At 63.5% G+C, this 24,673-nt stretch carries 16 protein-coding genes, 1 pseudogene and 2 riboswitches; of the genes and pseudogenes, 14 read left to right on the top strand and 3 right to left on the bottom strand.

All coding sequences use genetic code 11. From position 1 onward, the window contains the following. Nucleotides 1-536 precede the first annotated feature (536 nt). The 3 genes from I6F35_RS26890 to I6F35_RS26880 all read left to right on the top strand — a co-directional run bounded on the left by I6F35_RS26890 (nucleotide 537) and on the right by I6F35_RS26880 (nucleotide 3,363). Nucleotides 537-1,244 carry a TetR/AcrR family transcriptional regulator gene (locus I6F35_RS26890; protein ID WP_225120674.1) on the top strand — a complete coding sequence of 236 codons (708 nt, stop codon included), beginning with the start codon at nucleotides 537-539 and terminating at the stop codon, nucleotides 1,242-1,244. Nucleotides 1,245-1,365: 121 nt separating this feature from the next. Next, nucleotides 1,366-1,863, top strand: coding sequence for a DUF2852 domain-containing protein (locus I6F35_RS26885; RefSeq protein WP_225120673.1), 498 nt, complete (start codon nucleotides 1,366-1,368; stop codon nucleotides 1,861-1,863). Between the two features lie 528 nt (nucleotides 1,864-2,391). After that, entirely contained in the window at nucleotides 2,392-3,363 is a 972-nt protein-coding gene (locus tag I6F35_RS26880) for a Na+-dependent transporter (RefSeq protein WP_225120672.1), read from the top strand. Between the two features lie 109 nt (nucleotides 3,364-3,472). Here the strand turns inward: I6F35_RS26880 and I6F35_RS26875 are convergent. Beyond that, nucleotides 3,473-4,538 (bottom strand): annotated as a pseudogene (locus I6F35_RS26875) (tartrate dehydrogenase). A gap of 1,285 nt (nucleotides 4,539-5,823) precedes the next feature. Here I6F35_RS26875 and tolQ point away from each other — a divergent pair. The 10 genes from tolQ to ftsH all read left to right on the top strand — a co-directional run bounded on the left by tolQ (nucleotide 5,824) and on the right by ftsH (nucleotide 18,043). Then, the gene (tolQ, locus tag I6F35_RS26870; protein WP_225120671.1) at nucleotides 5,824-6,537 is read left to right on the top strand and encodes a protein TolQ; all 714 of its coding nucleotides are present in this window, start codon (nucleotides 5,824-5,826) and stop codon (nucleotides 6,535-6,537) included. Between the two features lie 40 nt (nucleotides 6,538-6,577). After that, entirely contained in the window at nucleotides 6,578-7,051 is a 474-nt protein-coding gene (locus I6F35_RS26865) for a biopolymer transporter ExbD (RefSeq protein ID WP_225120670.1), read from the top strand. Nucleotides 7,052-7,059: 8 nt separating this feature from the next. Then, on the top strand, nucleotides 7,060-8,058 hold the full coding sequence (locus I6F35_RS26860) for a cell envelope integrity protein TolA (protein WP_225120669.1): 999 nt from the start codon (nucleotides 7,060-7,062) through the stop codon (nucleotides 8,056-8,058). 43 nt (nucleotides 8,059-8,101) lie between these two features. After that, complete coding sequence (tolB, locus tag I6F35_RS26855; protein ID WP_225120668.1) at nucleotides 8,102-9,457, top strand: Tol-Pal system beta propeller repeat protein TolB; 1,356 nt, start codon at nucleotides 8,102-8,104, stop codon at nucleotides 9,455-9,457. A 182-nt stretch (nucleotides 9,458-9,639) separates the two neighbouring features. Then, entirely contained in the window at nucleotides 9,640-11,964 is a 2,325-nt protein-coding gene (locus I6F35_RS26850; protein WP_225120667.1) for an EAL domain-containing protein, read from the top strand. Between the two features lie 161 nt (nucleotides 11,965-12,125). Next, nucleotides 12,126-12,863, top strand: coding sequence for a hypothetical protein (locus I6F35_RS26845; protein ID WP_225120666.1), 738 nt, complete (start codon nucleotides 12,126-12,128; stop codon nucleotides 12,861-12,863). A gap of 273 nt (nucleotides 12,864-13,136) precedes the next feature. Continuing rightward, nucleotides 13,137-13,628 (top strand): peptidoglycan-associated lipoprotein Pal, encoded by a 492-nt coding sequence (pal, locus tag I6F35_RS26840; protein ID WP_225120665.1) that lies wholly within the window; start codon nucleotides 13,137-13,139, stop codon nucleotides 13,626-13,628. Nucleotides 13,629-13,764: 136 nt separating this feature from the next. Then, entirely contained in the window at nucleotides 13,765-14,790 is a 1,026-nt protein-coding gene (ybgF, locus tag I6F35_RS26835; protein WP_225120664.1) for a tol-pal system protein YbgF, read from the top strand. A 46-nt stretch (nucleotides 14,791-14,836) separates the two neighbouring features. After that, a complete protein-coding gene (tilS, locus tag I6F35_RS26830) occupies nucleotides 14,837-15,859 on the top strand; it encodes a tRNA lysidine(34) synthetase TilS (RefSeq protein WP_225120663.1) in 1,023 nt (340 codons plus the stop codon). A gap of 261 nt (nucleotides 15,860-16,120) precedes the next feature. After that, nucleotides 16,121-18,043: an ATP-dependent zinc metalloprotease FtsH gene (gene ftsH, locus I6F35_RS26825; RefSeq protein WP_225120662.1), complete on the top strand. Its 1,923-nt coding sequence runs from the start codon at nucleotides 16,121-16,123 to the stop codon at nucleotides 18,041-18,043. Between the two features lie 282 nt (nucleotides 18,044-18,325). Here ftsH and I6F35_RS26820 read toward each other — a convergent pair whose 3' ends face one another. Next, nucleotides 18,326-18,523 (bottom strand): hypothetical protein, encoded by a 198-nt coding sequence (locus I6F35_RS26820; protein WP_225120661.1) that lies wholly within the window; start codon nucleotides 18,521-18,523, stop codon nucleotides 18,326-18,328. Between the two features lie 152 nt (nucleotides 18,524-18,675). Further along, entirely contained in the window at nucleotides 18,676-21,000 is a 2,325-nt protein-coding gene (gene metE, locus I6F35_RS26815) for a 5-methyltetrahydropteroyltriglutamate--homocysteine S-methyltransferase (RefSeq protein WP_225120660.1), read from the bottom strand. A 106-nt stretch (nucleotides 21,001-21,106) separates the two neighbouring features. Beyond that, a riboswitch (cobalamin riboswitch) is annotated at nucleotides 21,107-21,308 on the bottom strand. A 133-nt stretch (nucleotides 21,309-21,441) separates the two neighbouring features. Continuing rightward, a riboswitch (cobalamin riboswitch) is annotated at nucleotides 21,442-21,661 on the top strand. Between the two features lie 115 nt (nucleotides 21,662-21,776). Between metE and I6F35_RS26810 the strand changes: the two genes are divergently transcribed. Next, nucleotides 21,777-24,653, top strand: coding sequence for a ribonucleoside-diphosphate reductase subunit alpha (locus tag I6F35_RS26810; protein WP_225120659.1), 2,877 nt, complete (start codon nucleotides 21,777-21,779; stop codon nucleotides 24,651-24,653). Nucleotides 24,654-24,673: the final 20 nt, after the last annotated feature.

Below are 24,673 nucleotides of genomic sequence, written 5' to 3'. Positions count from 1 at the left end.
GCAAAGAGAAAATGGTCATTCGCATTGCCTTGGCGCGCAAGCTCCTCGTCAGACTCAATGCAAAAGCTCGCGATGCGCGAGCCCAATACGCCAATGCAACTTGACAATCCAGATAGTCGCTCACCCCGGCCCTCTCCCGCAAGCGGGAGAGGGGGAACGCGCACCTTCCGTTGTCCAGCCTCGCCGCGGAGCGGCCTTCGAAGTCACCTCTCCCGCCTTGCAGGAGAGGTCGGCGCAAAGCGCCGGGTGAGGGTTCTTTCCACGCGGGGAGTCCCCGCCGCTGAGACAACCTCTCCGGCAAGCAAGCGGGAGAGGGGAACGCGCACCTTCCGTTGGTCAGGTCCGTAGCCCGGGTGAAGGGTCAGCGTAACCCGGGGCCGCTCGCAACGCGGACGCAGCCGTCCCGGGGTTACGCGTTCCGCTCCACCCGGGCTACGAGACCTCCTCCGCGCGCGGCGCCGACGCCGTTAATCTTGATGAACGCCGCGCCCCGCCGCTAGTGACCTTTGCATCCGGCTCATGTAAGACCTTTTCACATGAACTGGCGCAAGGATCAGCGCCGCGGCGAGCGCGGCTATCATCACGGCAATCTCAAAGAGGCATTGCTGCAGGCGGCGCTCGACTTGATTTCGCAGAAGGGGCCGGCCGGCTTCACCTTCGCCGATGCCGCGCGCATGGCCGGCGTCAGTCCCGCGGCGCCCTATCGGCATTTCCGCGACCGCGACGAGCTGCTCTCGAGCATCGCCCAGCGCGGCTTCGAGCAGTTCGAGCAGCTCCTGACCGCGGCCTGGGACGACGGTCGTCCCGATACGATCACCGCGTTCGAGCGCGTCGGCAAGGCCTATCTGGCCTTCGCGCGCGAGGAGCCGGCGTTCTATTCCGCGATGTTCGAATCCGGCGTTCCCGTCGAAACTACGCCCGCTTTGATGGCGGCGAGCGAACGCGCCTTTGCCGTCATTCGTGCCGCGGCCGAACGGCTTGCGGCGCTGGCGCCGCCCGGCGTGCCGCGTCCGCCGGCAATGATGATGGCCCTGCACATCTGGGCGATGTCGCACGGCGTCGCTTCGCTGTTCGGCCGTGGCGATGCCGCGCGGCGCAAATTGCCGATGACGCCGGAAGAACTGCTGGAAGCCGAAGTGCTGATCTATCTGCGCGGACTCGGCTTCCCGACCGAGCGCAAGCCAGAGCCGGCGGAAGAGAAGCCCGCGGGCCAGTATTCAGGCCCTTGGGGTAAGCCGAAATAAAATTGCCGAAATAAATTTTGTCGCACCCCTTCGGGTTGCGCTTGACTTTGGGATCGGATCGGCCAACTATGTAAATGTTATTTACATTCACAACGGCGTGATGCCGTGATGGAGAAGGGAAATGGCCTACACCGCAGATGTCAATCGATGGCGCGGCCCTGTGGAAGAACCCTACCGCCCCCGCATGTTTGAAAGCCCGTGGCATCCCGGCTGGATCGCCGTGACCATTCTCGGCTTCATCATCTGGTGGCCGATCGGGCTCGCCCTCCTCTTTTTCACACTCGGGAGCAGAAGAATGGGTTGCTGGAGTCACCACGATCAGGATCGCTGGCAGAACAAGATGGAGCGGATGCAGTACAGGATGGATCGCATGCGCGACCGCATGGAGCGCCGCGGCTTCGGCTGGGGCTTTGGTCCGCCCACAAGCGGCAACCGCGCCTTCGACGAATATCGCGCCGAAACGCTGCGTCGCCTGGAAGACGAGCAGAAGGAGTTCAAGGAATTCCTGAGCCGCCTGCGCCACGCCAAGGACAAGGAAGAGTTCGACGCCTTCATGGCCCAGCATCGGCAGCGCCCGACGCCGCCGAATGAGCCGCCGCAGCAGCCGCCGCAGGGCTAAGTCGCCGAACAAATTGAGCTAGCCTTCAGGCGATGTGCCCCCATAAAACCTGATGGCCCTGAGCCGCCCGTTTGCGAAAGCAGACGGGCGGTTTGGTTTTTGAGTGGATGCAACTGCACGCTTCCGTCTTTGCGAGGAGCGCCCGCGACCTGTCTCGGCGTAGCCCAACGGGCGAAGACGGACGAAGCAATCCATGTCTCCGCAAGCGGCGAAATGGATTGCTTCGCGGAGCCTGTCATCGGGCGGCGCTACGCGCCGACCCGGTGGCTCGCAATGACGGTCTCCGTCGTCCTGGCTTTCGCCAGGACGACAGCGGGGCTCTTGCCAACGGCGTCGCGCAATGCCAATCAATGGCCATGGACGATTGCCCGACCCTCGCTGCGTCGCGTTGGTGGCCCTCCTTCTGAAGGAGCGGCACGTCGTCTTGTCTCATCTGCAAAACATGAACGAGTGCCGCCGCAGTCCGGCGGGCGCATGTTCATTTTCCAACAGGTCTCTCCGTGCTGCGGCTCCATCAGGAGAATGCCGATGCCTGTTGTATTGATTGATACTCTCGCTGCCGTCGTCCGGCCGCTCGCGTGGCTCGGCCGCCAGGGCACGCGCGCCGTCGCTGCACTGGTATTCATCGGCATCGCGATTCCGCCGCTCGGCGAAGCCTTGCGGCCCTTCGTCACCGAAGCGGTCTTCCTCCTGCTCTGCATTTCCTTCATGCGCGTGGATCCCTCCGCGCTGCGCTCCTATTTGCGCCGGCCCGCGATCGTCGCGGCCGCGACGGCATGGACTCTGCTGGCGGTCCCGGCCGTCACGGGCATCTTCTGGCTCGCGACAGGTCTGCGCACGGCCTCGCCCGATCTGTTCCTGGGATTGATGCTGCAGGCGGTGGCTTCGCCGATGATGGCCGCGCCCTCGCTCGCAGCGCTGATGGGGCTGGACGCTACGCTCGTCCTGATCACGCTTGTGACCGGCACCGCACTGGTGCCGCTCACCGCGCCGCTGTTCGCCTATCTCTTCTTCGGCTCGGCTCTGACGTTGTCGCCGGTCGCCCTTGGCGCAAAACTGTTCCTGATCCTGGCCGGCGCGCTCGCGGTCGCCGCGATCATTCGATGGCTGTTCGGGCTTGCGACCATCGAGCGCCACAAGGCGCCGATCGATGGTCTGAATATCCTGATCCTCCTTGTGTTCGTCTGCGCGGTCATGGGTCCGGTTGCCCCAAGCTTCTGGCGTGAACCGCTGCAGGCGCTCGGGCTGACGCTGCTCGCTTTTGCGGTGTTCTTCGCGCTGCTTGTTGCCACCATGCTGGTGTTTCGCCGCTTCGGCACCGAGAGGGCGCTCGCCCTGGCATTGATGGTGTCGCAGCGGAACATGGGCCTGATGGTCGCCGCCACCGACGGCGTGCTGCCGGGCCTGACTTGGCTCTACTTCGCGCTGTCGCAATTCCCGATCTACCTCGCGCCGCAACTGCTCAAGCCGATCGTGGGCACGTTGATGAAGCCTCGATAGGGCAGCGGTTTCCTTCGCCTCGCCCCGCCTGCGGGGAGAGGCATAGGCCGCCTTCGGCGGCCGTTCTCAACCCTCTCCCCGTAAGAACGGGGAGAGGGAGAAACCTTCCTCACACGTTCGATCCCTGAATCGCGTCGATCACGGCGTCGGTCACCTCTTTCGTCGTCGCCTTGCCGCCGACATCAGGCGTCAGCACGCCGGCGGCGCAGACGCGCTCGACCGCCGCCATCAGGCGCGTGGCCGCGTCCTTCTCGCCAAGATGCTCCAGCATCTGCGCGCCGGTCCAGAAGGTTGCGACCGGGTTGGCGATGCCCTTGCCGGTGATGTCGAAGGCCGAGCCGTGGATCGGTTCGAACATCGAGGGGAAGCGCCGCTCGGGATCGATATTGCCTGTCGGCGCGACGCCGAGGCTGCCGGCGAGCGCGCCGGCGAGATCGGACAGGATGTCCGCATGCAGGTTGGTCGCCACGATGGTGTCGAGGCTTTTCGGGTTCAGCGTCATGCGCACCGTCATGGCGTCGACCAGCATCTTGTCCCAGGTGACGTCAGGGAATTGCTGCGCCACCTCGGCGGCGATCTCGTCCCACATCACCATGCCGTGGCGCTGCGCGTTCGATTTGGTCACCACGGTCAGCAGCTTGCGCGGGCGCGACTGCGCGAGCTGGAAGGCATAGCGCATGATGCGGGTGACGCCGACGCGGGTGAAGATCGCAACTTCGGTGCCGACCTCTTCGGGCAGACCCTTATGTGCGCGTCCGCCGGCGCCGGCGTATTCGCCTTCCGAATTCTCGCGCACGATCACCCAGTCGAGATCGCCGACGCCGACATTGCGCAACGGCGAGGCGACGCCGGGCAGGATCTTGGTCGGCCGCACATTGGCGTATTGGTCAAAGCCCTGGCAGATCGGCAGTCGCAACCCCCACAGCGTGATGTGGTCGGGCACATCGGGCGCGCCCACCGCGCCGAAATAGATCGCATCGAACTTCTTCAGTTCGTTCAGCCGGCATCATCACGCCGTGCTTCTTGTAATAGTCCGAGCCCCAGTCGAACGTCTTGAACTGGAATGCGACATCGCCGGAGCGTTTCGCCAGCGCCTCCAGCACACGAATGCCCGACGAGATCACCTCGGGGCCGATACCGTCGGCAGGAATGGCGGCGATGGAATGGGTACGCATGAGGAGTCTCCGGGGAGTGTAGGCTTTGTGGAGTCGACGAGCTTAGGCGGATGCCTAGCCCACCATCTCGCGTGCGCCAAGCTTTCTCCCCCGTCATTCCGGGGCGCGACGACGTCGCGAGCCCGGAATCCATCGGACCGCAGGCGCAGGTGGAGAAATGGATTCCGGGCTCGTCCTTCGGACGCCCCGGAATGACAGACACGAAAAATTCGCCAGTAATTCCAACGTGATTTGCCCCGTCCAGCCTTCGCGGAAAAAACATTCCGCTTCCGTCGTCGGGCAAATCAGCATTATGACTCCGCGCGTCTCATCCAAATGAGGGGCGGCTCGCGATCGTCACGAACGTGCGGTGAGATGCGGTGGACGAGTGTGTCACGACTGACGAGCGTGACACTCACGGACGGCGAAGTCGTGTGGTTCTGGCGCCCCGACGCTGGCGCTAAGTTTTTTGCGCAAACAAGTTTGCGCGAGAGGCGACGGTGGCAAGAAAGCCCGGTCACCGAGAAGAGCACGAAGTAAGCCGTAAACCATCGCGCAGGGAAAGCCGGAGTTGCTTCGGTTGACCTGTGGTCCTACCCCCGTGCTTTTTGTTGCACGGGGCCCACGGGTGCAACCGGCACCCGGCTTTCCCTGCGCCCTCACTTCAATGTGAGGGCGAAACGAACACAAAGCTCGGACGCAACGCGCCGCGAGAATGCGAGCTTATATCCCTTCCGCTGTTTGACAATTGAATCGCAATGATGGTGTCGTTTCAAACAAGACGCCGGATGCTTCACCTCCCTTGAAAAGGGGAGGTCGGTTTGCGCGTATCACGCGCAAACCGGGTGGGGATCTTCTCTCCACGCGCACCTGCGCCCGGGGCTGCCCCCATCCCAGCCTTTCCCCCTTTCAGGGGGAAGGAACGCAGACCGCCGAAGCCGTCTGGAACCCGTCATCCCCGTAACCGGCCGGATTTCCTGCGTTTCCAGGTGCCAAATCCGACTTTGGTAACCTCGCATTAACCACGGTTAGCGTCTGGTTAGGGGTGGAAATGACGCGCGAACAGCCCTTGTTTTGACATGTTGGCGGGGGAAGCAGGGCCCGCCTTGAACGGCCCTCCCATGGGACAGATGAAAGCTTTTCGCGCTGGCGCTTACCGCCGCGCCTTATGCGCGGCTGTTAGGAGCACTCCGAGCGAGGTGGAGACCGGTTCGCGTGAGGGAAACGCGTCGAAACGAAAATCCGGAACCGGCAGCCATTTGCGCCGGGAAGGACAGGGGATCTTTGCGTTGAAAGGATATTGCCGATGAATCCCGCCGACGTGGCGCAGTCCGCGCTGCCCATGGCCTCGAGCGATGTTTCGCTGATCGCGCTGTTCCTGCAGGCCCACTGGGTCGTGAAGGCGGTCATGCTCGGCCTGCTCGCCTGCTCGGTCTGGGTCTGGGCCATCGCGATCGACAAGATCTTCCTGTATTCGCGCACCCGCCGCGCGATGGACCGGTTCGAGCAGGCGTTCTGGTCGGGGCAGTCGATCGAGGAACTCTATCGCACCCTATCGGCCAAGCCGACCCAGTCGATGGCGGCCTGCTTCGTGGCGGCGATGCGGGAATGGAAGCGCTCGTTCGAGAGCCATTCGCGCTCCTTTGCCGGCCTTCAGATGCGGATCGAGAAGGTGATGAACGTATCGATCGCGCGCGAGGTCGAGCGATTGGAACGGCGGCTCCTGGTGCTCGCGACCGTCGGCTCGGCCGGGCCGTTCGTCGGCCTGTTCGGCACCGTCTGGGGCATCATGTCGAGCTTCCAGTCGATTGCGGCATCAAAGAATACCTCGCTGGCGGTGGTCGCGCCGGGTATCGCGGAGGCGCTGTTTGCGACCGCGATCGGCCTGATCGCCGCAATTCCGGCGACTATTTTCTACAATAAGTTCATTTCCGAGGTGAACCGGCAGGCCCAGCGCCTGGAAGGTTTTGCCGACGAGTTTTCCGCGATCCTGTCGCGCCAGATCGACGAGCGTGCCTGATGAGGCGACCTGTGATGAACGCAAGCGGCGAGTTTAGAGCATGGCGATGAGCATGGCCGGTTCGTCTGGTGGCGGTGGCCGCCGTGGCCGGCGCCGCGCCGCCGTGATGGCGGAAATCAACGTCACGCCGATGGTCGACGTGATGCTGGTGCTGCTGATCATCTTCATGGTCGCGGCGCCCTTGATGACGTCGAACATCGATATCGACCTGCCGATCGCGAGCGGTGGCAGGTCGATTGCCCAGAACACGCCGCCGTTGACGCTGTCGGTCAAGCGCACCGGCGGGAATTGCAATTCGAGCGTGGAACTGTACCTCGCGGATGCCCCGATTTCGGCTGCCGACCTGTTGCCTAAAATCAAGGCTATGCGGGAGACACGGTCGGACACAGATGCCGTGGTATATCTGCGCGGGGACAAGGACGTCTGTTACACGGATATGATGAAACTCCTCGGCCAGATTCGGACCGCGGGCTTCAAGGCCAACATCGTCATCATCCCGGAGGGGGGATCATAAACCCGTGAATGGCAGAGCAGGGTAAGTTGAAGGTCAAGGTCGACAAGACACTGGTGGCATCGATCGCCCTGCACATCCTTGTGCTGGGATGGGGCCTCGTGTCGTTTTCGACCAAGGCCTATGTTCTGCCGGACGAGGAGACCGTCGCTGTCGACGTCATTTCTTCCGACCAGCTTGCCCATGTGATGGCCGGCCAGAGGACCGGCAAGAAGGAAAATCCGAAGCCGCTCGTCGAAAAGGTCGCCGAGGCCAAGCCGGTCGACGACGCCGTTGGCAAGATCGAGGAAAAGAAGCCTCCCGTCGTCACCGACACCGCGCCGCCGCCGACGCCCAAGGTCGAAGAGAAGCCGGTCGAGAAGAAGCCCGATCCGCCGAAGCAGGTCACCGAGACCAAGCCCAAGGAAGAGCCGAAAAAGGAAGAGGCGAAGAAGGAAGAGCCAAAGCCGGAGCCGAAGCAGGTAGAGAAGAAGCCGGACCCGGTTAAGCCTGATCCGATTGCCGAGGCGATCAAGAAGGAAGAGAAGAAGCCGCCACCGAAGCCGCAGCAGCAGGCCGCAAAGCCGCCGCCGGAGCAGAAGCTGAAGGAGCGCGTGTTCGACCAGTCGAAGATCGCGGCGCTCCTCGACAAGCGCGATCCGACGCGGCAGGCAGCGGCCGGCGATACGCTCAATATGAATGCGGCCCTCGGCCTTGCCCATGGCAAGGCCGCCGACAATTCGGCGACCTGGGGCGCGATGTTCAAGCAACAGGTCGAACGCTGCTGGAAGAAGCCTTATGGCGGCATCGAGGCGCAGCAGACCGAGGCGGCTTTCGTGATCCGCCTAAAGCGCGACGGCACGCTGGAGGGTATGCCGGTGCCGGAAGGTACGCCGGCGACGCCTTATCTGCGCGTCTATCAGGAGAGTGCGCTGCGCGCGATCATCGAATGCCAGCCGTACAATCTGCCGGCGGCCTTCTTCGACGAATGGAAATATTTTTCGCCTGTGTTCACCGAACGAAAGACCTGAGCGCGCTGTGCGCTCAGGGTCCCATGAAGCAAAGTTCGCTACGATGACCAATCAGAACAAGTCGTTTGAGACATTTTTCCGCCCGAGCCGCCGCCAGATCATTTCCGGCATGGCCGCGCTCGGCACCATTGCCGCCGCGCCGCATGGCGCTTTTGCGCAAGGGCCGAAGCGTGTGCAGATCCCCGATGGTGAGTTCGCGCCACTGCCGATCGCGATTCCCAATTTCACGCCAGGCACGCCCGGCGATACCGAGGTCGGTGCCGGCGTCACGCAGGTCATCACCAACAATCTCAAACGTTCGGGCCTGTTCGCGCCGATCGACCAGGCGGCTTATCTGGAGAAGAACATCAATATCGATGCCGCGCCGAACTTCCAGAACTGGAAGGCGGTCAACGCGCAGGCTCTGGTCACCGGACGCATGACCCGGCAGAACAACGGGCGCGTGAAGGCGGAATTCCGGCTCTGGGACGTCAATACCGGCCAGCAGCTCGCCGGCCAGCAATACGACACCTCGGCCGAATATTGGCGGCGCATCGCCCACATCATCTCCGATCAGATCTATGAGCGGCTGACCGGCGAGAAGGGCTATTTCGATACCCGCATCGTGTTCGTCGACGAGACCGGATCGAAGGAGCGCCGGGTCAAGCGGCTGGCGCTGATGGACCAGGACGGCGCCAATGTGCGTTATCTGACCCGCGGCTCGGACCTTGTGCTGACCCCGCGCTTTTCGCCGTCGACCCAGGAAATCACCTATATGGAGTTCGGCCAGGGCGACCCGCGCGTCTATCTGCTCAACATCGAGACCGGCCAGCGCGAGATCGTCGGCAATTTCCCGGGCATGTCGTTTTCGCCGCGGTTCTCGCCGGACGGCCAGCGCATCATCATGAGCCTGCAGCAGGGCGGCAACTCGAACCTGTTCGTGATGGACCTGCGCTCGAAATCGATGACGCGGCTCACCGACACGCCGGCGATCGACACCTCGCCGTCCTATGCGCCTGACGGAGCGCGCATCTGCTTCGAGTCCGACCGTGGCGGCAAGCCGCAGATCTATGTGATGGCGGCGACCGGCGGGCCCGCGCAGCGCATCTCTTTCGGCGATGGCAGCTACTCGACGCCGGTGTGGTCGCCGCGCGGCGACTACATCGCCTTCACCAAGCAGGGCGGCGGCCAGTTCGCGATCGGCATCATGAAGACCGACGGCTCCGGCGAGCGGATCCTGACCTCGGGCTATCACAATGAGGGGCCGACCTTTGCGCCGAACGGGCGCGTCGTGATGTTCTTCCGCGATCCGGGCCAGGGACCCTCGCTCTTTACCGTCGATGTTTCCGGCCGCAACGAACTGCGCGTGCCGACGCCGGGCTTCGCATCCGATCCGGCGTGGTCGCCATTATTGTCGTAAATTGCCGGGCGCTGCGGGTAACCATCTCCGTTAACCGGCAAATTTTTCCTACTGCCTTGAAATAGAAAAAGAATTTCTGCTGCATAAAACTCGAAACAAGGTCTTAGTAACGATATTCCCTCAGAAAGGCTTCATCAGCGCCGGGTAAAACTGCACGTTCCAACAGGACGTGTGCCCAGCTTATGCAGTTTGCCAATCAGACGGGAGAGTCGGACCGGCAGATGTCGCCAACGATCGCGGCTGCGCTGGTCGATTCCCTGTTCATGAATCCCGCGCCGATGATCTTCGGCGCCTTTGGCCCGGCCATCGCCGGCTCGGTGATCGCCGCCGTCACCGGCGACATCCTGATGTGGCTGTGCGTGCCGCTATTCATCGTGGTGGGGCTTGGGCGCGCTCATCAGATGTATCGTTACCAGCAGCGCAATTCACGGCTCACGGTCGTGGAATCCGTCGGCTGGGAGCGGCGCTACCGGTTCGGCGCGGTCGCCTATGGCGTCGCGCTCGGCATCTGGGGCGTAACCGTTCTCCTGCGAACCAGCGATGCGGCTGCCCACATGCTCTGCGTGACGACGGTGGTGGCCTATACGTCGGCTGGGGTTGGGCGGACATTCGGCCGCCCGCGGATCTTTCACCTGCACTTGCTGTTGTCGATCGGACCCCTGATCTTCGCGTTGTTCTATGTGGGCGGCGCCTATTACATCGCGCTTGCCCTCCTGAGCTTTGTCTTCTTCGTCTCCATCCGGCACCTGACATCCAGCCTGCAGCGGATCTACGTCAACGCGTGGATCGCGAAGGAGCGGGAGGCGGCGCTGGCCGGCCAGTTCGATACCGCGCTGAACAACATGCCGCACGGCCTGTGCATGTTCCGCGACGACGGCAGCCTTGCGGTGATGAACTACCGCTTCAGCGAGATGATGGGCCTGCCGGAAGACCTTGTGCAGCGCGGGCTGCACGCATCCGACATCATCTCGGCATGCGTGAGCGCCGGCTCGATCTCGGAGGCGAGCGGCAGGATGATCCTCGCCGAGATCGAGCACACCCAGATGCGGGTCGTGATCACGAGTGCCTCCGACCCGACCGACAACCGCGCGCTGTCGTGGACGTTTCAGGCGATGGCCGATGGTGGCACGGTCGTGTTGCTCGAAGACGTTACCGAGCGGCGCAATGCGGAAGCCCGCATCACCCATCTGGCGCGGTATGACGAACTCACGCAATTGCCCAACCGGCTCAATTTCCGTGACGAGATCGGTCGTCTCCTGGCGCGGCCGAGAGACGGGCAGTTGTCGGCACTGCTGTTCATCGACCTCGACCAGTTCAAGCAGGTCAACGATACGCTCGGCCATCCCTGCGGCGACCAGCTCCTCTGCGCGGTAGCCGGCCGGCTCCGCGAAATGCTGCGGCCGGAAGATTTCGTGGCGCGCTTCGGCGGCGACGAGTTCGTGGTGTTCCAGCAGGACATCAAATCACACGAGGATGCGGCGAGCCTCGCACGACGCATCGTCGATCGCCTGAGCGAGCGCTACAAGATCCACAATCACCTGGTCGAGATCGGGGCCAGCGTCGGTATCGCCATGACCTCGCCGGGCGTCAGCGCCGACACGCTTTTGAAGAACGCCGATATGGCGCTCTATCGCGCCAAGGCCGACGGGCGCGGCACGTTCTGCTTCTTCCGCGACGAGATGGCCCAGATCGTCGAAGCGCGCCGCATCCTCGAACTCGACCTGCGCAAGGCGCTGGCGAACGAGGAGTTCGAGCTCTATTACCAGCCGTTGGTCAATCTCAAGACCGGCAGGATCACGACCTGCGAGGCGCTATTGCGCTGGAACCATCCGGTGCGCGGCACGGTCTCTCCGATCGAGATCATTCCGGTGGCGGAGGACATGGGGTTGATCGTCGATCTCGGCCGCTGGATTCTGCGCAAGGCCTGTATGGAATGCATGACGTGGCCTGAATCCGTCAGCGTCGCGGTCAATCTGTCGCCGCAGCAGTTCCATCAGCGCGACGTGCTGAGCGAGGTCCGCTATGCGCTGGAGGTTTCGGGCCTGCCGGCGCGACGTCTTGAGATCGAGATCACCGAGTCCTCACTGTTGCGCAATACGCAGGTGACGCACGACGTGCTGTCGCAGCTACACGCGCTGGGTGTGCGGATCTCGCTTGACGATTTCGGCACCGGCTATTCGAGCCTGAGCTATCTGCACAACTTCCCATTGCAGAAGGTCAAGATCGACCGCTCATTCCTCGAAGGCATCGACACCGACCGACCGCTGACGCTTTTGCGTGGTGTGGCGCGGCTTTCCGCCGATCTCGGCATGTCGGTCGTGGTGGAAGGCATCGAGACCAACGAGCAGCTTGATCTCGTCAGCGCCGACGGCGCGGTGACCGAGGCGCAAGGCTATCTGTTCAGCCGCCCGGTACCTGCGGTGCGCATACGGCAGCTCCTCAGCGCCTCTCATGGCCGCCGTCCGGAAGATTTGCTGAAGTTGGCATCCTCGCGGTCGATTGCCTGAGACCGTCCCTCTACCGGTAGCTCCGCGGTGCCAACGACGCATGGCTCGCGCGCGAGCCCCGCGTCAATTAACCGTATTGCCTCGATCCCTTTGCAATAAATTAAGATTCTGTTAATCTTTCCGACACGCGCAGAAGTTGCTCGAAGGTGTAAGGATTGAACATGCCCGCGGTGGAGGCCATCAGGCCGGCAAGCGGACGGCTTTCGGACCCGCTGGATCAAGTCGACTATCGCCTAGCGCAAACCCCAGCCGAAAAGGAAGATATCTACCGGCTCCGCTATCGCGCTTATCTGCGAGAACGCGCGATCGAACCGTCGGCGGACGAGCGCGTCGTGGACCAGTATGATGATGCCGCCAACGTTTGGACGTTCGGCGTGTACTTTAACGGCGAACTCTACAGCTCAATCCGCATCAACGTCGTCACGCCGGAGTGCCGGATCTCGCCCTCCGTAGACGTGTTTGGTGACGTGCTTCATCCCAAGCTCGATCAAGGGCTGGTCTTCATCGACTCGACGCGCTTTGTCGCCGATCCTGAAAAGGCGCGGACTGTTCCGGAACTGCCCTACGTGACGGTTCGGCTCGGATCGACGGCCGGCGTTCACTTCAACGCCGACTATGGATTGGCCATGGTGCGTCCCGAGCACATGGCGTTTTACCGTCGGGTATTCCTGCATGAGGCTTGGTCCGAGCCGCGCATCCATCCGGGCCTCTTGAAGCCGGTCGGACTGATGGCGGCGCATTTGCCTGCGGTGCGCGAGCGGGTGCTCGCCCGCTACCCCTTCCTGCGTTCAAGTGCGTTCGAGCGGCGGATGCTGTTCGAGCGGGGGCGGGGTCAATCTGCTACAACTAATGATGTCCGGCCCTCCTTCGCGCAAGCGTCGATCGTTCCAAGTTCCTGAATAGTCCGGCGTCGCCCGAACTGTCGCAGAAGTCCCGCACTCTGCGCCGATTCTTCCTCGTAAAGCCGGGAAATCGGCGATTCCGGCTGCCTGCGCGCTTGCCTTCACCCTCGTGCCACATTTACAACCCATTAACCATCGGGGGCGCTTTTCGCCGTTTGTCCGCATTTGATCGGGTCTGGCAAGGTCTCATCAAGGTTGACGGAACGTTCGTTTAACCATCGCCCTGTAGACCGGATAAGAGTTCGAAAACGTGAGCGTGGAGGCTCCGGAATGAAATATCAGATGCGCATCCTCCAGGGATTGAAACTCGCCGCAGTACTGGCGGTGGCGCTGTCGATGGGTGCTTGCGCCAAGAATAATATCGGCGGCGATGGTGCGATGGCGAGCGCCGCGACCCCGGGCAGCCAGCAGGACTTCGTCGTGAACGTCGGCGACCGCGTTTTCTTCGAGAGCGACCAGACCGACCTGACCCCGCAGGCGATCGCGACGCTGGACAAGCAGGCGCAGTGGCTGCAGAGCTACAACCGTTACAGCTTCACCATCGAAGGCCATGCCGACGAGCGCGGCACCCGCGAGTACAACATCGCGCTCGGTGCGCGTCGTGCCCAGGCGGTTCGCGCCTACCTCGCCTCGCGCGGCATCGATCCAAGCCGGATGCGCACCATCTCCTACGGCAAGGAACGGCCGGTGGCGGTCTGCAACGACATCTCCTGCTGGTCGCAGAACCGCCGTGCCGTTACGGTGCTGAACGCGAGCTCGTAAGCTCTCGAAATTTTGCGATTTGCTGCCGGCGCCGTGAGGCGCCGGTTTTGTTTGCGCACCCATTTGCTTCAGTCACAATTCCGGCGTACTCCCTGCATCAATGTGGTTCCGCGTCGATTTTCGTCGTCAGGGCAAGATGTCATCCAGATTTCTTAGACTTACGAGCGCCGCGGCGATTGCCGCGGGACTGGCTGTTTCCGCACCGGTCTTTGCACAATCCGATGATGCCGATCTCGAAATGCGGGTCCAGCACCTGGAGAACCAGCTTCGACAGCTCACCGGCCAGAATGAGGAGCTGCAGTATCGTAACCGCCAGCTGGAGGAGCGCCTGCGCCAGCTCGGCGCCGCGCCGGCCGGCCCCGGCGGCCAGCCTCCAGCCGCGCAGCCCGCGCCATCCTACCCGCCGCAAGGCGGCCAGCCGGCCTATGGACAGCCGCAGCAGGGATATGGGCAGCCGCAGCCGGGTTACCGGCAATCTCAGGGTGGCTACGACCAGACGCAGATCGCAGCTCCCGCTCCAATCGTGCAGGAGCCGGCCGTGCCAGCGACGGGAGGTCGCCGCCGGGGCGATGCTTTCGATCCCACGCAAAACCCCAACGCCCCCGGGGCGCCGCGCGCCCTTGGTGGTGGCCAGATGCCGGTCTCGCCTGATGCCGCGGTCGGCGCTCCCGGCGGACGCAATGCGGGTGAACCGCTCGACCTCGGCAACACCAGCCCACGCAACGCCGGCGCGCCAGTCGGTGGCGCCACCGCCGCGCTCACCACCTTGCCGCCGTCGGCGACATCGAAGGACGAGTTCGACCTCGGCATCGGCTATATGCAGCGCAGGGACTATGCGCTCGCCGAGGAAACCATGCGCAATTTCGCCCAGAAATATCCGAGCGATCCCCTGATCCCGGATGCGCAATATTGGCTCGGTGAGAGCTATTTTCAGCGTCAGCAGTATCGCGATGCCGCTGAAGCCTTCCTCGGCGTGACCACGAAATTCGACAAGTCGGCCAAGGCGCCGGACGCGCTGCTGCGGCTTGGCCAGTCGCTGGCGGCGCTGAAGGAGAAGGAAGCCGCCTGCGCCGCGCTCGGCGAAGTGACGCGGAAATATCCGCGCGCCTCCACGGGCGTCAGAGCCGCCGTCGACCGTGAGCAAAAGCGGATCAAGTGCTAAAACGGTGCCGTTGGAGCCGATCGGCTCCGCGATCAGTGGCACCGCCATGTCCGATGACGAAAGCGCGATTTCGGCGACCGAAGCCAAACGTCTGTTAGAGGCCTGGAAGCGCGCGCCAGCGATGGTGCTGGCGGTCTCCGGCGGTCCGGACTCGGTGGCGTTGATGTGGCTTGCCGCGCGGTGGCGGCGCGCACTCAAGCAGGGGCCGCGGCTGATCGCAGTCACCGTCGACCATGGCCTGCGCCCGGAGGCGGCGCGTGAGGCGCGCGAGGTCAAGCGCCTTGCAGGCACGCTCGACCTGCCGCACCGGACGTTGCGCTGGACCGGGATCAAGCCGAGCACAGGCCTGCCCGAGGCGGCCCGCGAGGCGCGCTATCGCCTGCTGGTCCAGGCCGCCCGCGCAACCGGGGCCACGCATGTCCTCACGGCGCACACCCGCGACGACCAGGCCGAAACGCTTCTGATGCGGCTGTTGCGCGGCAGCGGCATCGCCGGCCTCTCTGCGATGGCGCGCGAAAGCGAGCGCGACGGCGTGAGACTGGTGCGGCCGCTGCTCGCGATTCCCAAGGCCCGGCTGATCGCAACTTTGGAGAAAGCCAGGATCGGCTATGCGGTCGATCCGACCAACGTTGATACCGCGTTCACACGTCCGCGGCTGCGTGCGCTGATGCCGGCGCTGGCCGCGGAGGGCGGCGATGCCCGGAACCTGGCGCGGCTCGCCGCGCGGCTCGCCCGAGCCAATGCCGCGGTGGAGGTGCTGGCTGATGGCGCCGAGCGCTATCTCGCGCTGCGCGACGGCAACGCGGCGCGCCCCGGATTCGACGCCGAGGCCTTCGTAGCTCTTCCCGAGGAGATCCGGCTGCGCCTGCTCAGGCGCGCGATCGACCGCGTGGGCCATGAGGGGCCGGCCGAGCTGGGCAAGGTCGAGGCCCTGCTAGCCGCGCTCGATGACGCCGTGATGCAGGGGACGGGCAAGCTGAAGCAGACGCTCGCCGGAGCGGTCATTGTGCTCGCCAATGGGCGGGTTCGGGTCGAGCCGGCGCCGCCCCGCAAGGGTCGGGCCCGCTGATATTCAGGCGAATAGGAAAATTCCTGTCATTTCCGCTTAACCACCCGCAAAACCCCGGACTTTTTGCGCCATTATTTGACCGGGAATCGGGCTAGGATGCGCTAAATAGTCCTGTGCAGTTCCCTTGGCATATACTCCCCTGGCACCTAGATTGTATGCAGTCGCTAAGGGGGGATTCCCAGGGGTTTCCTGAAGTGCCTGCCTGAGGCCGCCCGAGGATAATTTTGAGGCCGCGATCCGCGCGACCACGAAGGAAGATCAATGAACGCCAATCTGCGGAATTTCGCCCTCTGGGTCATTATCGTCTTGCTGCTGTTGGCGTTGTTTACGCTCTTTCAGAATCCGGGTCAGCGCGCGTCCTCGCAGGACATCTCCTTCTCGCAGCTCTTGAGCGAAGTCGACCAGGGCCATGTCCGCGACGTGGTGATCCAGGGGCCGGAGATTCACGGCACCTTCACCAATGGCTCGAGCTTCCAGACCTATGCGCCGAACGACCCGACGCTGGTGAAGCGCCTCTATGACGGCAAGGTGCAGATCACCGCCAAGCCGCCGGGCGACAACGTGCCGTGGTTCGTCTCGCTCCTGGTCTCCTGGCTGCCCTTCATCGCGCTGATCGGCGTGTGGATCTTCCTGTCGCGACAGATGCAGGGCGGCGCCGGCAAGGCGATGGGCTTTGGCAAGTCGCGCGCCAAGATGCTGACCGAGGCGCACGGCCGCGTCACCTTCGAGGACGTCGCCGGCGTCGACGAGGCCAAGCAGGACCTGCAGGAGATCGTCGAATTCCTGCGTGACCCCGGCAAATTCCAGCGCCTGGGCGGACGCATTCCGCGCGGCGTGTTGCTGGTCGGTCCTCCCGGCACCGGTAAGACGCTGATCGCGCGCGCGGTCGCGGGCGAAGCCAACGTGCCGTTCTTCACCATTTCCGGTTCTGACTTCGTCGAGATGTTCGTCGGCGTCGGCGCATCGCGTGTGCGCGACATGTTCGAGCAGGCGAAGAAGAATGCGCCTTGCATCATCTTCATCGACGAAATCGACGCGGTCGGCCGTCATCGCGGCGCCGGTCTCGGCGGCGGCAATGACGAGCGTGAGCAGACGCTGAACCAGTTGCTGGTCGAGATGGACGGCTTCGAGGCCAATGAGGGCGTGATCCTAATCGCCGCGACCAACCGGCCCGACGTGCTCGATCCCGCACTGCTGCGGCCCGGCCGCTTCGACCGTCAGGTCGTGGTGCCGAACCCTGACGTCGTCGGCCGCGAGCAGATCCTGAAGGTTCACGTCCGCAAGGTGCCGCTGGCGCCGGATATCAATCTGAAGACCATTGCGCGCGGCACCCCGGGCTTTTCGGGCGCCGACCTGATGAACCTCGTCAACGAGGCGGCGCTGACCGCCGCCCGCCGCAACAAGCGGATGGTGACGCAAGCCGAGTTCGAAGAGGCCAAGGACAAGGTGATGATGGGTGCCGAGCGCAAGTCGCTCGTCATGACCGAGGAAGAGAAGCTCCTGACCGCCTATCACGAAGGCGGCCACGCGATCGTCGGCCTCAATGTCGTCGCCACCGACCCGATCCACAAGGCGACCATCATTCCGCGCGGCCGTGCGCTCGGCATGGTCATGCAATTGCCGGAGCGCGACAAGCTGTCGATGTCGCTGGAGCAGATGACCTCGCGTCTCGCCATCATGATGGGCGGCCGCGTCGCCGAAGAACTGGTGTTCGGTCGCGAGAAGGTCACCTCGGGCGCGGCGTCCGATATCGAGCAGGCGACGCGTCTGGCGCGCATGATGGTCACGCGCTGGGGCCTGTCGGAAGAGCTCGGCACCGTCTCCTATGGCGAGAACCAGGACGAGGTCTTCCTGGGCATGTCGGTGTCGCGCACCCAGAACGCCTCGGAGGCGACGGTCCAGAAGATCGACTCCGAGATCAAGCGGCTGGTCGAGGAAGGCTATCATGAGGCGACCCGCATCCTCACCGAGAAGCGCGCCGATCTCGAAGCACTCGCCAAGGGGCTGCTTGAGTTCGAGACCTTGACCGGCGAAGAGATCATCGATCTCCTCAAGGGCAAGAAGCCGAACCGCGAGTCCGTGCTGGAGCCGACCACGCCGCGTGCCTCCGCGGTGCCGCCCGCCGGCAAGTCGCGTCCGCGTCCGGATCCGGACCCCGGCCTGGAGCCGCAGCCTCAGGCGTAAGCGCGATCAGAGAGCAAGACGTGTAGAAGCCCGGCCTAGCGCCGGGCTTCTGCTTTGTGATTGCTCGCGAGCGAAACTCACTGGCCGACCGCGTTCCGGGTCAAGCCCGGACGACCACGTCGTCGAGGCATCGCTCTCGCGGCCGTCATTGCGAGCCAACGGGTCGCGCGAACGCGCGCCCGATGACAGGCTCCGCGAAGCAATCCATTTCACCGCTTGTGGCGGCATGGATTGCTTCGTCGCTTTGCTCCTCGCAATGACGGAGTATCCCACCGCATCTCGTCATGCCGTCGCGGGCGCGCCGAGATGGACGGCCAGTATGTGCTCCGGCGTCTCGACCACGTCGATCCTCTCGCCATCGCCGCCGACGAAGGCAAGCACGGTGCGCTCGCCGTCGCGACACATGCTGCCGACGAGTGCGATGTTGATGTGGACCGGCTGCCCCGTCTCGAACCTCGTGCATTGAATCCAGAAGCGCATGCAGTTCTCCTTCTTGAGCCGCCGCAGGATACGAGACGGGGCGGGCACGCCCTGGAGCGTGATGACTTTTCTTCGAATCGTCATCGCGCTCTAGCTCTTTGTTTGAGCATGATCTTTTTCGGAAAACCGGTTCCACTTTTCCGGATCATGCTCTAGGCAAGCGACCGCAACTCCCGCGCGGCGGCGACCATGTTGGCGAGCGCCGGGCGCACTTCCTCCCACTTGCGGGTTTTCAATCCGCAGTCTGGATTGATCCAGAGCTGGGCGTCGGAGAGCCGTTGCCTTGCGAGCTTGAGGAGGTCGGTAATCTCGCTAACCTCGGGCACCCGTGGCGAATGGATATCGTAGACGCCGGGGCCGATTTCGTTCGGATAGTGGTAATTCCTGAAGGCGTCGAGCAATTCCATTTTCGAGCGCGAAGTCTCGATCGAGATGACGTCGGCGTCCATCGCCGCGATGGCGTCGATGATATCGTTGAACTCGGAATAGCACATGTGGGTGTGGATCTGGGTCTCGTCCTGCACGCCGCAGGCGCAGATGCGAAAGCTGTCGACAGCCCAGTTGAGATAGATGGTCCATTCCGAGCTGCGCAGCGGCAGGCCCTCCCGCAGCGCGGCTTCGTCGATCTGGATCATGCCGGCGCCGGCGGCTTCAAGGTCCAGAACCTCATCGCGGATTGCGAGCGCGATCTGCCGGCACACTTCGCTGCGCGGCAGGTCGTCGCGAACAAACGACCAGTTCAGGATGGTCACGGGGCCCGTCAGCATCGCCTTGACCGGTTTCGTCGTCAGCGACTGTGCGAACTGCCACCATTCAACGGTCATCGGGTGCGGGCGTGAGACATCACCATAGAGAATCGGTGGCCGCACGCAGCGCGAGCCGTAGGACTGCACCCAGCCGAGTTCGGTGAAGGCGAAGCCGGAAAGCTGCTCGCCAAAATACTGCACCATGTCGTTGCGCTCGAACTCGCCATGGACCAGGACGTCAAGCCCGATATCCTCCTGCCAGCGCACCGCGCGCGCCGTCTGATCCTGCAGATAGGTCTTGTACGCGGTATCGCTGAGTGCGCCCTTGGCGTGCGCGGCGCGTGTGTTCCGGACGTCTGTCGTCTGCGGAAAGGAGCCGATGGTGGTGGTCGGGAAGCGCGGCAAGTTGAACCGTTCGTGCTGCACCTCCGCGCGCTCGGCGAACGGGCTGGCGCGGTGGCGCATGCTGTCATCAACGGCGGCGAGACGCTGTGCAACCCTGGCATTGTGGATCCGAGGCGAGGTCTTGCGCGCCGCCGCGGCTGCATCGGATGCGCGTATCGCTTCGGATGCATGGGTACGCCCGCTGCCAAGCGCCGCCCCCAACGCGGCAAGCTCCTCGAGCTTCTGCACCGAGAATGAAAGCCAGGTTTTCACCTCGGGATCGAGCCTGGTCTCCAGCGCAAGATCGATAGGCACATGGAGCAGCGAGCACGATGGCGCGATCTGGACACGCTCCTTGCCGAGCTTTGCGACGACGGGCTCAAGCCGCTCGAGGAGCCCGCTCAGATTGGCCCGCCAGACATTCCGGCCGTCGATCACGCCGAGCGACAGCACACGCTGTTTGGGAACGTCCATGAGGTCGCCGATTTGTTCGGACGCGCGCACGAGGTCAAAATGCAGGCCGGCGACCGGAAGGTCAAACGCGACCGCGCGATTGCCGCCGAGCCCGCCGAAATAGGTCGCCAGCATGATCCTGATGTTCGGCACCGCCTTGGCAAATTCGGAATAAGCGTGCCGCAAGGCCTGCTGGGCGGCGGCATCCAAATCAAGCACGAGACAAGGCTCGTCGATCTGCACCCACTCGGCGCCGTGGGCGGCGAGTTCGCGCAACAGCTCGATATAGACCGGCAAGAGGCTGTCGAGCAGCGACAGGGTGTCGAAATCCGCGCCCTTGGACTTGGCCAGTTTCAGGAACGTGACCGGGCCGATCAGCACAGGGCGGGTCTGATAGCCGAGCGCCTTCGCCTCGTCATACTCCTCGATCGGCTTCCGCGAGGCGAGCGCGAATTTCTGACCCTTGCGAAGCTCCGGCACCATGTAGTGATAGTTGGTGTCGAACCATTTCGTCATCTCGAGTGCCGCCACGCCGTGCGCGTGATGAGCATGTCCGCAATCGCCGCCGTCGCTCTGGGCGCCGCGCGCCATTGCAAAATAGGTTGCAAGCGGCACGGCTCCGCCGGTCCAGCCGTAGCCTTCCGGGATCGCCCCGACCATCGCGCAGGTGTCGAGCACCTGATCGTAGAACGAAAAGTCGTTCGACGGGATCACGGTGACGCCGAGCTTCTTCTGCCGAGCCCAATTGGCCGCACGCAGCCCGACGCCGGTTTCGATCAGCGTCCTTTCGTCTATCGCGCCGGACCAGAAGCGTTCCAGCGCGAATTTCAGTTCACGGCGCGGACCGATCCGCGGCGTACCGAGGGACGCAACAGCAAGTGAAGTGGGAGACATTGGCTTAACCCCATAAGTTGGGGGCAAAGGCCGGAGTGACACGTCGGAATTCCCCGCACGAGGTGTGCACGGAATCGCAGCCGCACCACCGGGACACCCCGCCCGAGGACGTGTATGTTGTCGAGGCAGGTCTCCTGGCTCGCGGGTCGTTGCTGCGGTCCGGCCTTCCCGAAGCCTTACAGGCTTCAGTGGCAGTTGTGGACCGCGGCTCGCCGCTTACAGTTGCGGGGGCAGCTCCGGCTTTACACCGGCTTCCCTCTTAGCTCCGGAAAAGATCTCTCCGAAGAACCACGACGTGCTCACTTACCGGCAAGTTCGCGCGAACGTCAACTCGGATGACATTACTTGCGCGTGGAGCCGGTTGTTCACAGCGTCAGCGGTATGGACGCGAAATTTCTTCGCGCGACCCGCACGTCCCATTGACACCATTCTCCAAATCGCACCAGATGTAGCTGTCACGGTCCATCATGACGCAAGGAATGGTGGCTAAGAGGGAAGCAGGTGATCGCGCATCAGTCGCGAGAATCCGGCGCTGCCCCCGCAACTGTAAGCAGTGAGTTGTTCCCGACTTGAAACGTCACTGATGCGGCATCGCATTGGGAAGACGGGGAGCAACAGCGACCTGCGAGCCAGGAGACCTGCCGTGACAGCAAAATAACGTCCACGGGCGGGGTGTCCCGGCGGCCGCTTGCAGGCTCATGCCGGTCCGCCGCCGGCATCATCACGCAGCGTCGCTTCCGGCATCCGGCCCCAACAAACATCACGGGGTCTGCAAGATGTCACTCTCTCTCGATCGCGAAGCAGCAGTCGCGCCTCTCATTCACCTGCGGCCCGAATCACCCGCTGCGGCGGAAGCGCGGCTGCCGATGCAGGTGATCCGCCGCAACGGCACGGTCTCGCAATTCGACGCCGGCAAGATCTCGGTGGCGATGACCAAGGCCTTCCTTGCGGTCGAGGGCCATGCGGCGGCCGCGTCGCGGCGTGTTCACGAAACGGTCGAGGCGTTGACGGCCGAGATGGTCGGCGCGCTGTCGCGCCGGATGAGCGAGGGCCGCACCTTTCACATCGAGGACATCCAGGACCAGGTCGAGCTGGCGCTGATGCGCAGCGGCCATCACAAGGTGGCACGCGCCTATGTGCTCTATCGCGAGGAGCGCACGCGGCAGCGCGCCGAGCAGCAGGCGGCGAAATCGGCGGAGGCACCGAGCGGGCCGATCATCCATGTAACGCTCGCGGACGGCAGCAAGGTGCCGCTCGACCATGCGCGGCTGGCGATGATCGTGGGCGAAGCCTGCGCCGGCCTCGACGGTGTCGATGCCGCGCCTGTGGTCGCGGAAATCGAGCGCAATCTCTATGACGGCATCAGCCAGGACGAACTGGCGCTCGCCGCCGTGATGGCGGCGCGCACGCTGGTCGAGCAGGAGCCGAACTACGCCTATGTCAGCGCGCGCCTGTTGCTCGATAAGCTCCGCACCGAAGTGCTGTCGTTCGTGCAGGGCGTGCCAACCACTGCGTCGCAGGCGGACATGGCGGTGCGCTATGGCGAATATTTTCCGGCCTACATCAAGACCGGCATCCGCGCCGAATTGCTCGATCCCGAGCTTGGCCGCTTCGATCTGAGCAAGCTCGCCTCAGCGCTGAAGCCGGAGCGCGATCTCGCGTTCCAGTTCTTAGGTTTGCAGACGCTCTATGATCGCTATTTCCTGCATGCCCGCGGCAACCGGATCGAACTGCCGCAAGCCTTCTTCATGCGTGTCGCCATGGGGCTGGCATTGCGCGAGATCGACCGCGAGGCGCGGGCGATCGAGTTCTATAATCTGCTGTCGTCGTTCGACTTCATGGCGTCGACGCCGACGCTGTTCAATTCCGGCACGCTGCGGCCGCAATTGTCGTCCTGCTTTCTCACCACCGTTCCCGATGATCTCGACGGCATCTTCAAATCGATCAAGGATAACGCGCTGCTCGCCAAATATTCCGGCGGGCTCGGCAATGACTGGACGCGGGTGCGGGGACTTGGCGCGCATATCAAGGGCACCAATGGCGAGAGCCAGGGCGTGGTGCCATTTCTCAAGGTGGCCAACGACACCGCGATCGCCGTCAACCAGGGCGGAAAACGCAAGGGCGCGGTCTGCGCCTATCTCGAGACCTGGCACATCGACGTCGAGGAGTTCCTGGACCTGCGCAAGAACACCGGCGACGACCGCCGCCGCACCCATGACATGAACACCGCGAACTGGGTGCCCGATCTGTTCATGCAGCGCGTCGAGGCCGACGGCGAATGGACGCTGTTCTCGCCGGACGAGACGGCCGATCTGCATGATCTCTACGGCAAGGCCTTTGCCGAACGCTACGCCTCCTACGAAGACAAGGCCGCGCGCGGCGAGATCCGAGTATCCAAGAAGATCCGCGCGGTCGATCTCTGGCGCAAGATGCTGACCATGCTGTTCGAAACCGGGCATCCCTGGATCACCTTCAAGGATCCCTGCAACCTGCGTTCGCCGCAGCGCCACGTCGGCGTGATCCATTCCTCCAATCTCTGCACCGAGATCACACTCAACACCTCGGATGAAGAGACTGCGGTCTGCAATCTCGGCTCGATCAACCTGCTCAACCACGTCGGCGAGCGCGGGCTCGACTCGGTCAGGCTGCAACGAACGATCGCGACCGCGATGCGGATGCTCGACAATGTCGTCGATATCAACTTCTACACCATTCCCGAGGCGCGGCGCTCCAACCTGCGGCATCGGCCGGTCGGCCTCGGCCTGATGGGATTCCAGGATGCGTTGCATATGCTGCGGATCCCGCTTGCTTCCGAGGCCGCCGTCGCCTTCGCTGATACAAGCATGGAGGCGATCTCCTATCACGCGATCTCGGCCTCCGTCGATCTCGCCGCCGAGCGCGGACGCTACCCGTCGTTCGAGGGATCGTTGTGGAGCCAGGGCATCCTGCCGATCGATTCGATCGAACTGCTCGCGGAAGCGCGCGGCGAAGTCGCGATGGACCGCGCGCGCACGCTGGACTGGGACGGCCTGCGCGAGCGCGTCAAGGCGGTCGGCATGCGCAATTCCAACGTGATGGCGATCGCGCCGACGGCCACCATCTCCAACATCTGCGGCGTGGCGCAGTCGATCGAGCCCGGCTATCAGAACCTCTATGTCAAATCCAACATGTCCGGCGACTTCACCGTCGTGAACGCCTTTCTGGTCCGCGACCTGAAGGCGCGCGGCCTGTGGGACGAGGTGATGGTCAGCGACCTCAAATATTTCGATGGCAGCTTGGGCGCGATCGACCGTATCCCCGATGATCTCAAGGCGCTCTATGCAACCGCCTTCGAGATCGACAGCGTCTGGCTGATCGAGGCGGCCGCGCGGCGGCAGAAATGGATCGACCAGTCGCAGTCGCTCAACCTCTATATCGCCAACCCCTCCGGCAAGAAGCTCGACACGCTGTATCGCCTCGCCTGGCGGCGCGGCCTGAAGACGACCTATTACCTGCGATCGCGCAGCGCCACCCATGTCGAGAAGTCGACGCTGAAGGGCACGGACGGCAAGCTCAACGCCGTCACGGTGGCTCCCGCGATATCTACCGCACCGGATCTGTCCGGCGCCATCGCGTGCTCGATCGACAATCCCGAATGCGAAGCCTGCCAGTGAGCAGCGGAATAAGGAGTAAC

Origin of the sequence: Bradyrhizobium sp. BRP22, assembly GCF_020194175.1 — a bacterium.
In the GTDB taxonomy this organism is placed as follows: domain Bacteria; phylum Pseudomonadota; class Alphaproteobacteria; order Rhizobiales; family Xanthobacteraceae; genus Bradyrhizobium.
This window is presented reverse-complemented; position numbering and strand designations above follow the sequence as displayed.

Coding starts and splice junctions, on each gene's coding strand:
- metE (WP_225120660.1), bottom strand. CDS start 21,000: ATGTCTCCCACTTCACTTGCTGTTGCGTCCCTCGGTACGCCGCGGATC.
- I6F35_RS26885 (WP_225120673.1), top strand. CDS start 1,366: ATGGCCTACACCGCAGATGTCAATCGATGGCGCGGCCCTGTGGAAGAA.
- I6F35_RS26810 (WP_225120659.1), top strand. CDS start 21,777: ATGTCACTCTCTCTCGATCGCGAAGCAGCAGTCGCGCCTCTCATTCAC.
- I6F35_RS26890 (WP_225120674.1), top strand. CDS start 537: ATGAACTGGCGCAAGGATCAGCGCCGCGGCGAGCGCGGCTATCATCAC.
- ftsH (WP_225120662.1), top strand. CDS start 16,121: ATGAACGCCAATCTGCGGAATTTCGCCCTCTGGGTCATTATCGTCTTG.
- I6F35_RS26850 (WP_225120667.1), top strand. CDS start 9,640: ATGCAGTTTGCCAATCAGACGGGAGAGTCGGACCGGCAGATGTCGCCA.
- I6F35_RS26865 (WP_225120670.1), top strand. CDS start 6,578: ATGGCGATGAGCATGGCCGGTTCGTCTGGTGGCGGTGGCCGCCGTGGC.
- tolB (WP_225120668.1), top strand. CDS start 8,102: ATGACCAATCAGAACAAGTCGTTTGAGACATTTTTCCGCCCGAGCCGC.
- tilS (WP_225120663.1), top strand. CDS start 14,837: ATGTCCGATGACGAAAGCGCGATTTCGGCGACCGAAGCCAAACGTCTG.
- I6F35_RS26880 (WP_225120672.1), top strand. CDS start 2,392: ATGCCTGTTGTATTGATTGATACTCTCGCTGCCGTCGTCCGGCCGCTC.
- I6F35_RS26860 (WP_225120669.1), top strand. CDS start 7,060: ATGGCAGAGCAGGGTAAGTTGAAGGTCAAGGTCGACAAGACACTGGTG.
- ybgF (WP_225120664.1), top strand. CDS start 13,765: ATGTCATCCAGATTTCTTAGACTTACGAGCGCCGCGGCGATTGCCGCG.
- pal (WP_225120665.1), top strand. CDS start 13,137: ATGAAATATCAGATGCGCATCCTCCAGGGATTGAAACTCGCCGCAGTA.
- I6F35_RS26820 (WP_225120661.1), bottom strand. CDS start 18,523: ATGCGCTTCTGGATTCAATGCACGAGGTTCGAGACGGGGCAGCCGGTC.
- I6F35_RS26845 (WP_225120666.1), top strand. CDS start 12,126: ATGCCCGCGGTGGAGGCCATCAGGCCGGCAAGCGGACGGCTTTCGGAC.
- tolQ (WP_225120671.1), top strand. CDS start 5,824: ATGAATCCCGCCGACGTGGCGCAGTCCGCGCTGCCCATGGCCTCGAGC.